This window comes from Pyxidicoccus xibeiensis (genome assembly GCF_024198175.1).
Lineage (GTDB): Bacteria > Myxococcota > Myxococcia > Myxococcales > Myxococcaceae > Myxococcus > Myxococcus xibeiensis.
This window is the reverse complement of the sequence record NZ_JAJVKV010000012.1, coordinates 137,727-150,299: the sequence shown is the minus strand read 5'-3', so window position 1 is coordinate 150,299 and position 12,573 is coordinate 137,727. Positions and strand designations below refer to the sequence as shown.

Below are 12,573 nucleotides of genomic sequence, written 5' to 3'. Positions count from 1 at the left end.
TTTGCCTACCTGTTCTTTGGGTTCTTCGGCCTGAACTGAATATATGGGCGGCTAGTATCAACTGCTTCCTTGTTGCCGTTGAACACGTCTATTCCAGTTTCGCCACGGGGCCCAATTTCACCACCCGCACGCCCCCTTGGCAACTCGCTTCGTGCCTTTTGACGATCTCGGCTGTTTCCCTCAACCACATAGTCCCAGTCTGAATCTGGACCAGCAGTTCCTTTGGCTCGGGATCCAACCAGAGTCACTCGCACCCCCCTCCGATCAGAGAAGCTCTGTATCGAATCCCTGGCCCCCTCAGGAACACTGTCGACATTGGCTCCACCTCCAGCAACGGGAGTTGTTTCGCCAGGCTCGACTTTGGGCTTCGCTGGCTCATCGTCCTTCTTTTCGTTCAAATGCGCATGGGGGTTATAGCGTCGCGCCCACCCTGGGCCGTCGTCTGCATAGCCTGGTGCATTTGTATTCATCACCAATCCGGCAGCAGCAGCCACGAATACGAAAGGACTATACAGCGCAAGTGCACCAGCGCATGGAGCCGTGACGAGGCAAGCACCAAGCCCATGAGCAGCCAGCGCCTCATTGCCATCCGGATCAACACGTGCAACAGGACCATTCAGAGCGTACGCGTAAGTTGGTTGCGCGTTCCCGGCAGCCATATGCGACACAACCCAACTCGCCGTAGAGTACATTGGTTCTGGTCCTAAGTACCGCCCAAGGCTCGGATCATAGAACCTATTCCAGTTCTCAAAGAGGTCCGTCTCGACATCGTGGTACTGCCCCGGGAAGCGCAGCGGAGTCCACACAGGTGAAGCACCGGACTGGAAGCGCTGGTACTCGTAGCCCTGAAGCACCGCTCCGTCATAGAAGCCACTGGCGCTGCAGCCCGCAGGGCCACTCGGACTACAGTTGATCCCATCCGAACGGAAGCGCGCGTGGACGCGCCCGTTCTGCGGAACCTGCACCCAGCCACTCCACGTCGGGCCCAGGTCCTCGCCTCCAATCAGCTCGCCCAGGCGAGCGTCTGCATCCGTGGACAGGTAGGCGTAGTCGAAGGCGGTGCTCTCGGTATCCACCAGGTGGAACTGGGCGCGCAGGCGCACCGTCGTACCGTTGGTCGGAGGCTGATTGAAGTAGCCCAGGACCTTGTTGCTGTTCGGCCCGTAGCTCGCCCCCGTATCGCCCAGGTACGTCACCCGGTTGACGTGGCCGAACGGCTCATAGTCCGCAGTGCCCGCCACCCTCCGGTAGCTGTCCAGCACCAGCACGGGCTTCTTCAAATAGTCCGTCACCACGAAGTACACGCCACAGGGCGCCGCCTCGCCATTGCGCGTGCAGTCGCCCTGCAGGTCCGGCTGGCGCTGCCAGTTCGCATCGAACCGGGACTTGATGAAGGCCACGGGCCTTCCATCCAGCCACACGTACTCATCGATGGGATGGCTGTCGGGCGTGCCGGTCTCCACCGTTGAGACTCCACGGTCCTCGAGCAACTTGTCCCCGTCGTAGAAGAACTCGTCCTCCGCCCCCGTGGGGTAGCGCTTGAGACGACGCCGCCCGTTGGCGTCATAGAAGTACTCGTACGGCAGGCTCCCCTGCGCCGAGACCGCGCGATACACAGCGCCCACCGCCGCATGCTCCCCATCGACACTCGCATCGAACGTCAGGCGATGGGCGACCTGGCTCGTGTCGGTGGCACTCCAGTGCCAGGACTTTCCGGTGATGCGCCCATCCCTGTCGTACGTGTAGCTGTAGCCGAAGCGTGGGCCTTGCGCAGGGCAGGACAGCTGCCCCGGGCTGGAGCAAGCCGTGGAGGACCACCCCCGATGGTGGAGCCTGTCCACCGCGCTCCCTGTCCCGTAGGTGCTCTTGAAGTTCCAGCAGTCCTGCAGGTCTGTCAGACGGTTGCCACGCCTGTCATAGGTGTACTGCCGCTGGCCCCAGCTTCCTCCCTTCGCAGCAGCCTGGCCTGCAGGCCGCGTCGCATGCCGGAGCTGCAGTCGCCCGTCGTACCCGTTGCTCCCATCTGGCGCCTGGTACCGCGCGGTACTCGGCGCTCCAGGCCCCGCGGCTCCGCCGAACTCGCGGTTCTGCAGCAGGCAGGTGCTCTCCTCCACGAGCTGGTCTGCCTTCCACCGGTACAGGCGCCGGAAGAGGTCGCCCGTGCGGCCGCCCTCCGCCGTACCCATGCCCACGCCGGACACCCACAGTCCCCTCAACCGCCCCGTCCCGTCGTCGCCCGACGGCCTCGCGGCCGCACCACAGTGGACGACGGAGGACGTGTCCGCCGCACCCGGCAGGTACTCAACGCTCGCGAGCTGGCTGCCAGCCGCCGCGAGCGGCGCCACCAGCTCGTAATCACGCATCCCGCCAAACGGCTCCCAGCGCACGTTGCGGATGAGCGTGCGCGTGGTGGGCGTGACAGACGAGCCCTCCCACGTATCCACGGAGACGGCCTGCACCCGGTAGGGCTGGCCACTCCCTTCCGGGTAGTACGTGTACCGCACGGTGCGGCCATGCGGGTACGTCTCACTCAGCAGCCTCCCATCCCGAGAGTACGAGTACCGGCTGTTGGGTGTGTCGTTCGTGGAGGACTCGCTGCACGGGGTGCTGCCGGCAGCGGCACCGCTCTGCGCGCGGCTCCGCCAGGCAGCTGTCACGTTCCCCAGCGCGTCATAGGTGAACCACGTATCGCCGAACGAGTCGCTCCGCAGTCGCACCCGGCCCAGCGTCCGAGCCTGCTGCGGCGTCGGACAGCCCGTCGGGGGCTGCGGGTAGGTGCCGTCATACTCGAACGAATAGAGAAGCTCGCTGCCCCCATCGGCTGGCCGCGACAGGGCCCGGCGCATCCGGCCCAGGCTGTCGTACGTGTACTCCACGTGCTGCGCTCCCATGCCGGGCGTCTGCTTGCGCGTGAGGTTGCCCTGCGCGTCGTACTCGTAGCGAGACGTGCCAGGGCCGCCCACGCCATCGTCCATCCACGGGGCTGTCACCCAGATGAGGTTGCCGAAGTCGTCGTGCTGGAAGCTCACCGCGGGCTGGGTGCAGGCGCTGCAATCTCCGATGAGGGGACTGTCGGGGCAGCCCGTCTTCACGTTCGCTACATTTCCATGCGCGTCGTAGGCCACGCACATGCGTGCAGCGTCATCCCCACCCGCCGGAAACTCCACCATGCCCAGCAGCCGGTTGAGTCGGTCGTACACGAACTCGTTGCACAGCAGCGACTGCGACCGGTTGTAGGGCCCGGGTCCACCACAGAAGTCCGGAGGCAGGCTCGCACCGGGAGCGGTGTTGTAGGGCAGTCCCTGCCCCTTCCGATTTCCTTCGGCGTCGAAACGCGCCGTGGCGGCGAAGCTGCCCGTCCCATGTCCCCAGGCCTCGAACGTGGTGCGGCCCAGGGGGTCCACCTCATAACGACGCTTGCGACGGACCTGGCCTGCCGCATCTAGAATGCTCTCGCTCGCGAGCGCACCGTGGCTGTAGGCGTAGACCACCTTCTCCGTCCACGTGCGCCCGTCGGGGTAGGCGGAGTGGGCCTTCCACTGCAGCTTGTCCGTGACGGTGCCACCCGCACATGCGAGCCCGGGAGTTCCGGTCCGGTAGCACAGCACCTCGTAATGGCCGTCTGGATGCCGGATGTAGTCGCTGTGCTGAGCCCCCGCCTCCCCCGTGTCGTACCCATACACGGTCGTCTGCGAGTGCGTCGCATCTCCCGTCGTCCGGGAAACCAGTCGGTCTCCGGCGTACGCGAAGGTGGTCTCCACCCCATTGGCGTCCCTGCTGCGCGTCACGTGACCGCGAGCGTCGTACTCGAGATATTCCGTCGTCAGGCCTGGCGTGCCCTCGCAACTGAGCGACTTGCCACCCGTGAAGACAGTCTTCCGCTTGAGCCGATTGGCGTTGTTGCCCGGAGCCTCCAGTGGGTAGTACTCGTACTGGGTGATGGGGAGGCTGCCCTGGCCGCTGCAGTCACTCGCATTCTCGTTGGTGACCAGACACGGCCCATGAACTTCGAGTGTGCGTCCGAGCGTGTCCGGCACTCCTGCCCCCGGCCCACAGGTACGGTGCGTCAGATAGAAGGTGCCCACGGACCGGAAGGCCCACTGCCAGGACTGTTCCCACTTCCCGGCCACGAACTCATGGGTGTATCCGCTGTTGATGGTGGCCCTGAGGCGGTTCGTTGACGGTTCGTAGTGGTACGTGGTCGTGCGTTCGTTGGGAGTTTCCGAGCCGGAGGCCAGCAGGGACTTCTCACGGGTACTCTTGACCTGCTGTGTGTACGCGGGACCGTACTCGTAGCTGTAGTACTGGCTGCGCAGGGCATTGCTTCCCACCTCGTCGGTGGCGCCCCCATGCACCGCGGTCAATTCCGGCGGGGGGAGGCCCAGCGAGTACGGCACGTCGTTGGACAGCTCGTGCACATAGGCCGTCCAGTTTCCATTGGCATCCTGCGCCCCCTTGGGGACGTAGGCCGTGCCGTAGGTGCCCGCGGCCTTCGTACCAATGGTCCACTGGCGTTCCACCACGGCGGGCATGCCCAGGCAGCTTCCCTGGGTCGGGTCGCACGTCTCCTTCGACGTCATCAGCATCGGGCCGTGCTCCCGCACGTTCCTCAGCACGAACTCCCGCTTCAGGTGGGTGGAGCCACCGACGGCCCCTCCACTCCCGGCATTCCAGTCATCGAAATACTGCGACTGCGTGGGCTTGCAGTTGTCGTTGGACAGCCCTGGAGCCCCGAACCTGCCGGGGTAGCAGATGGGCTGCAGTTCGGGATTGCGGGTGTTGTTCTCGGCGGTGACGACATAGGTCCGGTCAGGGCCCTCATCCCGGGTCAGATAGACTTCCTGCCTGTCATCCAGCCCCAGGAGCTTCCGGCTCACCAGCCTGCCGTTCTTGTGCACCACCCAGGCAGGCTGCCCCTCGTGGCTATACGCATACGTGGCCCGCTCTCCGCTTTCCGGCCACCAGGCCGAGGCCAGCAGCCCCGCCACCTGGGTCCCCGCATGTTCCGCGTACGTGTACTGCACCGCGGTGGATTCCTGGCCCGTCGGGCTCCGGACCTTCACGGAGTCGAGGACGCACTCCATCCCGGATGGACTCGCGGAGCGCGAGAGCAGCGCCACGTACTGGAACCGCAGCTTCGTGCCATTGGCCGTCGTGGCCTCGGTCACGAATGGCAGCCCCGCATCCAGGTTGCCGCCCTGACAGGCCTCCGGATGGCCATAGGACACGGTGAGCCGCGTGCGCCGACACCACTCCACATATGGCTCGTTGCAAGTGCCCGGCTGTTGAACGTCCTCGATGGAGCTGAGGAACCACGCGTCCGTGCCCCGGGCGTCTCGGTAGTGATAGCGCCCCTCCGGCGTGTGCAGCGTGAAGCCGGTGAAGTCGCGCTCCAGCCGGACCTGCTCCTCATCCGACTTGTAGGAGAAGCACGTGGGTCGGTCCGGCAGGCTGAGCACGCAGTGCTTGAAGCGCTTGACCACGCCCGAGGTGTCCCTCACGACGTAGTCCGTGAGCTCGTCGTTGCACTCCGTGTCGTTGGGGTCGCACTCGGGCAGGCGCAGGTGCACGAAGCTGTGGAGGTTGTGCCACCAGTTGAGGGCGCGGTCCTTGGGCTGGTCGGGAAGGCTGCCCCGGCTCTGCCCGAAGGGCTCCGCGTCCATCCACTGCACCCACGACGCTCCCGGAGCAGCCGTCTTCGGCCGCCACGTGCTCGAGGTGGCCGAGTAGTAGCGCACCAGGGAGAACCCTCCCAGGCTGTCCCGGAGCGTGACGTCCACGGCCGAGTGCATCGGCTTGAGGCTGCCCAGAGGCGCTGGCTCCCCCGAGGCTCCGAAGTCCTTGGGGCCGCCGAGCGGCGGATGGGGCGTCAAGGCGGACTGGGCCACCAGGGCCGCAGTATCCGTCGAAGGCGAGGACGTTTCCTCGGCCCAGGCCACGGCCAGCCCGGCACAGACCACGACGACACCCGCTGCGACCGCCATTCGTCTCGACGACTTCTTCCGCATGAGCATGAGGTTCCAGCGACGCATATGAGTTCCTGAAGGCTTGGGACGACGAGGAATGGAAGTTCAGTGGGAGGCGGGTCGTCGGGGGCCCACACCTGCCTCGGGCCCAGCTGGTGCCGACGCCCAGCCGGTGGGCGGCTGGCACACGCCCGGGCCGGAGCCCCCCGCCAGGATGCGCGTGCAGCGCCAGTCTCGGGGACAGTTCGAGGAGTCGTGGCAGGACTGGCTGCAGAAGTAGCCCCGACCCCGCGCGGGCACGGCGTGCAGACACAGCCCCGACACGCACTCGGTATGGCCGTGCACCGTGCAGTCCTCTCCCACCTGCTTGTCTGGCGCGGCAGGCGAGGCGACAGGCCGATGCTCGGTCAGGACCCGTACCGGTGCGGGTGCGTCCCCAGGTTCCTGTTCCGGAGGAACTTCGCAGGCATTCAGCAGGAGGAAAGAAATGGCGCATGGCACATGCAGCCACGCTCGCGGGCGCCGCGACTCGCGGCCCCATGGGAGGAAGGTCTTCATGGAGGAAGGCTCAGAAGTTCGGAGGTGAGTGACAGAACGCAGCTACAGGCTGCACGGCTGACAGGAGAGGCCCTCGTCCACGGTGCCATCCGTGTCGTCATCACAGTTGTTGCAGGACTCAGCCGTGGTGCAGGAACTCGCTACGCCACACGCGGCATCGCAGGCTCGACTCGCCGAGACGCCGCAGGCCGTGGTGCAGGAGGCCGTCCCTCCACATCCCGTGCACGCGGAGGGCGTCCCGTTGATGCAGATCCGGCCGCCCTGGCTGCAGGCGTTGGGATTACAGGCCTCGGTATAGGAGAAGTTCTGGGTGCTGCCCATCGCGTTGTCGACCCAGCCGTCTCCGTTGTCGTCGCAGTTGTTGCACTTCTCGGCCCCAACGGCGCAGGCACTCACGGCGCAGGTCGCGGAGCACGTCCGGGTCCCCTTCCGGCCCTCACAGCCCGAACATGAAGCCACGCCACCACATCCCGAACACGCGCTTCACCCAGAAGCCGTACAGGTCCTGCTGCCCCCCTGACTGCAACTGTTGGGGTTGCACAGCTCGGCCAACGAGTAGTTGTTCGAGGTGTTCACGGCATTGTCGATGGCACCGTCGCCGTTGTCGTCGCAGTTGTTGCACACCTCGGGGCCGACATTGCAGGCAGCTACCCCGCATGAATCCGAGCAGACCCGGGTTCCCGTGCGACCACCGCAGCCGGTGCAGCTCACGGTGCCGCTACAGCCGAGGTCCTCCCACTCACCGCCATTGCAGATTGTCTTGCTCACACAGCCATTGGGCATCGTGACTTTATGAATGGTTCCGTCGGTACACCTGGCATCCGCCGTTCGGGGCAGGAGTCCGGCGGAAAGCATCGCGAGGCAGAGCGTTACGGCAAGCAGTCGATCCATGAATGAGCACCTCGTCGAGCGACGACTCCAGCAGTCCGAGGAGGCCCCACACGGAAGTCCTGGGAGAACAGAGGTGTTCCAGTGCAAGGGGCCGACCACGCGTGAAACGTGCCTGAGCCAGGCGCCCGGGATGCCTCGATGCCTGGAGACACCATCCGGCTTGGGAGACCTCACCGTTCTCGAACGTGGACGCGGTTGAACCAACGATGGAGCCACGCTCCCCGTGAGTCTCCGGGCCCTTCGCTTGTCTCCCATGAAGCCCCAGGGCAGTATCCAAGTTACAACTACATGCGCTCGCCCCGCTCCGCCCTGCTCGTCCTCGCCGCCCTTGCCGTCGTTGGCGCGGTTGCGGGAACCACCCTCGCCCTGCGCCGTTCTCCGGCGCCCGTGCCGCCCACGCCCACTCCCAGCGTCCCCACCGTGGTCGCCACCACGAGCCCTCCTCCCGTGAAGGCCGCCGCCCACCCCACCGCGGGCGCCTACGCCGGCTCCGCCGTCTGCGGGGAGTGCCACGAGGACGAGCACACCGCGTGGGGGAAGGACTGGCACTCCCGCGCGCTGTCCCCCGCCACGCCGAAGTTCGTCGTCGGCGACTTCCGCAAGACGCACTTCAAGGGCGACTCCAGCGAGGCATGGATGCGCCGCGACGGTGAGCACCACCACATGCGCACCAAGGGCGCGGACGGCCAGCTCGCCGAGTTCCCCGTCCAGTGGGTCGTCGGCGGCAAGCGCATGCAGGACCCCGTCACCATCCTCCCCGACGGCCGCTGGCAGGTCCTGCCCGTCTACTTCCACGTCACCGGCAAGGGCGAGTGGGTGGACTACTCCGAGGCCAAGCAGGGCGCCCTCACCCCGGAGCACCCCTTCTTCTGGACCAACTTCCGCCGCAGCGCCCAGCACGCGTGCCTGGACTGCCACGTCACCGGGCTCGACGCGCGCTATGACCGCGCCGATCACACCTGGACCACGAAGTTCGCCGACGCCGGCGTCGCCTGCGAGAGCTGCCACGGCCCGGGCGCCCGCCACGCCGACACGCAGGACCCGAAGGACATCGTCCAGCCCGCGGAGCTGTCTCCGGAGCTCGGCCTCGCCGTGTGCGCGCAGTGCCACGGTCCTCGCCGCCCCCTGTTCCCCATCCTCGACGCCGCCCACCACTTCCAGCCCGGCCAGCGCTACGACGACCACTACCAGCCCGTCGTCCTCTTCGTCGGCAACGAGCGCTCCGGCGACTACTTCACCGACGGCCGCCCCAGCACCTCCAGCTTCGAGTACCAGGCCCTCCTCCAGTCCCGCTGCCACACCCAGGGCGGCGCCACCTGCCTCACCTGCCACACCGCGCCCCACGCCCCGCACGCGCCCAACGAAGTCCAGAAGCCGGAGAAGCCCACGCAGCACGTCACCGCCAACTCCGCCACCTGCCAGCAGTGCCACGAGGACGTCTTCGCCCAGGGCCAGCGTCACACCCACCACACCGCGACCAAGGCCCAGGACTGCCTCGCCTGCCACATGCCGCCCGTCGTCACCGGCGTCCTCGACACGTTCGCGGACCATGCACTCGACGTCCCCGCGCCGGAGAACACCTCGCGCCACGGCATCCCCAATGCCTGCAACACCTGTCACGCCAAGGCCACCCCCGAGTCCATGGCCCAGGCCCTGACGAAGTGGTGGCCCCAGGCCGCCGTGCGCCAGCAGCGCCGCCTGCGCCTCGCCGATGCCTTCGATGACAAGACGGCCACCACCAGCCGCCCCGCGCTGGAGGCCGTGCTCGCGGACACCACCGAGGCGCCGTCCCTGCGCGGCGCCGCCGCGAAGCTGCTCGCCCGCCGCTTCAAGCGCGAGGCCGTGCCCGCCCTGCGCGCGGCACTGAAGTCCGCCAAGGACAGCACGCTGCGCACGAACCTCGTCGAGGGCCTGGACGTCGCGGGCGCCCGCGAAGCCGTGGAGGACCTGGTGCCGCTGCTCTCGGACGGCTCGATGTGGGTGCGGCAGGCCGCTGCCCTGACGCTCGCGGGCCTGGGCGACGCGCGTGGCACCTCCACGCTGGAGGCCCTGGCCTCCGGGCCCGAGACCTCCGGGCTCGTGCAGCCGCACCTCATGCTCGGCCAGCTCGCCATCCGCCGGAAGGACCTGGCCACCGCGACTCGCGAGCTCGAGCGCGCGCTGGACCTCCAGCCCTACAACCCCGATGCCCTCGTGCGGCTCGCTGACCTGTACATCGTCCAGGGACAGGCCCCGCGTGGCAGGGAGCGCCTGGAGGAAGCGCTGCGCTTCGACCCGCAGAGCCGCGCCGCGAAGCAGCGACTGAACATGCTCCGCCAGGGGCAGTGAGGCGCCGCTCCTGGCCCAAGGTCCATCACCTTCGTTGCATCCGTAACAGCATTTCCCTGAGCGGACCTTCGGGCACGCACGAGGCCACTGGCACGGCATGTGCCCGCGCTCACGCGGCGCGCCGCTTCATCCACTGCTGAGCAGCCAGCGCGCTTCATTTGTCCACCAGACGTGGGGCTGCCCTCTGGAACGTGGTCCCGGGCAGTCGTGCCTCGTACCTCTGGGCGCGCCCCCATGAATGCCCTGCTGCTCGCAGCCGTCCTGTCGCAGTCCGGCCTCCTGCCTGCCCAGGGGGACGCGGTCACCGTGCCGCGGCCGACGCTCGCGCCCGACTCCAGCGAGGCGCCCGCCCCCGCACGGCTCCAGGTGTCGGACCCGCTGCTGGAGCCCGTTCCTCCCGCGCCCGTGCAGGTGTCGTCATGGGAGGAGGCGCTCGGCCTGCTGCGCCAGCGCTCCACGGACCTGCGCACCGCGCTGGCCCGCGTGGAGTCCGCCGCGGGGCTGCGGCGCATCGCCCTGGCGGGCCTGCTGCCGAGCCTCACCGGCGTGGTGTCCACCCAGTACAACGTGCTCGACCCCGACGCGACGACGTTCCTCGGCGGAGGCGGCGGAGGCGTGGGAGGCGGAGTGAGTGGGGGCGAAGGCCTGCGCCCCACCTCGCCTCCCTTCGTCGGCACCCTGAGCGCGTCCGTGCCGGTGCTCAACCTCCAGGCCCTCACCGCGCTGGGCACCGCGCGTGAGTCCCAGCGCACCGCCGCGCTGTCCCTGGCGGAGACGCGGCGCCAGCTCACCGGGCTGCTCGCGCAGGCGCTGGTGCGGGTCTCCGCCCAGGAGCGGCTGGCCGAGGTCAACCGCGTCAACCTGCGCACCGCGCTCGAACGCCTCGCCCTGGCCCGGCGCCGCCTGGAGCTGGGCGCGGGCACCCGGCTGGACGTGGTCCGCGTGCAGCAGGACGCGGAGAGCGCCCGCACCCAGGTGGTGACGGGGGACGAGCGGCTGCGGCAGGCCCGCGAGTCCCTGGGCCTGGTGCTGGGCACTCCGGGCCCGGTGGGGCTGGCGCGCGGCGTCCAGCTGGACGCACTGCTGGAGAGCGCGCGGCGCGAATGCCAGCAACTGACGGACCTGGACAGCCGGGCGGACCTCGCGGCGGCGCGCTCGCGGCTCACCGTGGCCGAGCGGCAGGTGACGGAGGTGAAGACGCAGTACGCACCCACGCTGACGCTGGACAGCACGGCGCTGGCGCTCACAGTGGAGGACGGCTTCGCGGAGGTGCCGGCGTGGAACGTGGGCGCCAGCCTGGTGCTGCCCTTCTGGGAGGGCGGCGCGCGCGAGGGCCGGCTGCGGCAGACACGCGCCGAGGCGGAGGTGGCGCGGCAGGACGTGGTGGAGCTCCAGCGCAGCGCCACGGTGGAGGTGGCCCAGGCACGGCGCGGAGTGGAGGTGGCCTCGGCGGCCCGCGACATCGCCTCGCGCGAGCGCGAGCTGGCCGAGGAGAACGACAGGCTCACCCGGCGCAGCTTCGAGGTGGGCACCGGCACCAGCCTGGAGCTCATCCAGACGGCGGCGGCGCTGCGGCAGGCGGAGCTGCAGCTGGTGGTGCGTGAGTTCGAGCTGGAGCAGGCGCGGGTCGGGGCATTCCTTGCGGAGGCATCATGCGAGTGGTGAGGACTTGGGGCGCGGGGCTCGTGGCCCTGGCGCTGGCGGGGTGCAAAGGCTCCCAGGAGGACGGTCCCCAGGGCGGCCAGGCGGGAGCCAACCGGCCCATGTCCGTCGAGGTGCAGGCGCTGGAGCCCGGGCCGGTGCGCGACACCAGCGAGTACCTGGCCACGCTCATCTCCCGCCGCAGCATCACCGTGTACCCCCAGGTCGCCGGCTACGTGCAGGAGATTCCCGTCCGGCCCGGCGCGCAGGTGAAGCAGGGCGACGTGCTGCTGGTGGTCGACCCGCGGCGCGAGCGCGCCGGGCTGCGCGCCACCCAGGCCCAGCAGTCCTCCGCGGTGGCGCAGCGCGAGTTCGCGCAGAGCACGCGCAAGCGCAGCGAGCAGCTCCTCAAGGAGGGACTGCTCAGCCGCCAGGACTATGACCAGGCCGTGGCCCAGGCCGAGCAGGCCGAGGCCAGCGCCCGCGCCGTGGAGGCGCAACTCCAGTCACAGGAGGTCCAGCTCGGCTTCTACCGGGTGAGCGCGCCCTTCGCCGGCGTGGTGGGCAACTACCCCGTGAAGGTCGGCGACTACGTCACGCCGCAGACGCCGCTCACCCAGCTGGACCAGAGCCGCGCACTGGAGGTGTCCGTGGAGGTGCCGGTGGAGCGTGCCCGGGACATCCAGACCGGCACCACGCCGGTGGAGGTGCTGGACGCCGACGGCAAGGTGGTGGTGACGGCCCCCGTCTTCTTCGTCGCGCCGACGCCTACCGCCGCCACCCAGCTCGTCGAGGTGAAGGCCGCCTTCGAGAACACGATGGGCCTGAGGGCAGGGCAGCTCGTGCGCTCGCGCGTGGTGTACGACACGCGGGACGCCCTCCGGGTGCCCACCTTCGCGGTGACGCGCATCAGCAGCCAGTCCTTCGTCTACGTCGTGGGCCAGGCCGACGGCGGCACGGTGGCACAGCGCGCTCCCGTCAACCTGGGCCAGGTCTCCGGCAATGCCTATGAAGTCACCGGGGGGCTGGACGCGGGCACGCGGGTGGTGGTCAGCGGCATCCAGCTCCTGCGCGACGGACAGCCCATCCAGCCTACTGCCGCGAAGGCCGACGCACAGGGCACCCAGGGCGTGGGCGGCAGCGGGCCCCAGGGCACGCCGGGTGGCGGCTCGACGCCGGAACAGTGAGG

At 68.6% G+C, this 12,573-nt stretch carries 5 protein-coding genes; 3 read left to right on the top strand and 2 right to left on the bottom strand.

Annotated elements, in window-relative coordinates; genetic code table 11:
• Positions 1-5 precede the first annotated feature (5 nt).
• Positions 6-5,984, bottom strand: coding sequence for an RHS repeat-associated core domain-containing protein (locus tag LXT23_RS37475; RefSeq protein ID WP_253985226.1), 5,979 nt, complete (start codon positions 5,982-5,984; stop codon positions 6-8).
• 582 nt (positions 5,985-6,566) lie between these two features.
• Complete coding sequence (locus LXT23_RS37470) at positions 6,567-6,920, bottom strand: hypothetical protein (protein ID WP_253985225.1); 354 nt, start codon at positions 6,918-6,920, stop codon at positions 6,567-6,569.
• A 783-nt stretch (positions 6,921-7,703) separates the two neighbouring features.
• On the opposite strand from LXT23_RS37470, the gene LXT23_RS37460 reads away from it, so the two are divergent.
• From LXT23_RS37460 to LXT23_RS37450, 3 genes are all read left to right on the top strand, one after another.
• A complete protein-coding gene (locus LXT23_RS37460) occupies positions 7,704-9,743 on the top strand; it encodes a HEAT repeat domain-containing protein (RefSeq protein WP_267146735.1) in 2,040 nt (679 codons plus the stop codon).
• Positions 9,744-9,977: 234 nt separating this feature from the next.
• Positions 9,978-11,408 carry a TolC family protein gene (locus LXT23_RS37455; RefSeq protein WP_253985224.1) on the top strand — a complete coding sequence of 477 codons (1,431 nt, stop codon included), beginning with the start codon at positions 9,978-9,980 and terminating at the stop codon, positions 11,406-11,408.
• Entirely contained in the window at positions 11,396-12,571 is a 1,176-nt protein-coding gene (locus tag LXT23_RS37450; protein ID WP_253985223.1) for an efflux RND transporter periplasmic adaptor subunit, read from the top strand. The genes LXT23_RS37455 and LXT23_RS37450 overlap by 13 nt, the downstream gene beginning before the upstream one ends.
• The last annotated feature ends 2 nt before the right edge of the window (positions 12,572-12,573 follow it).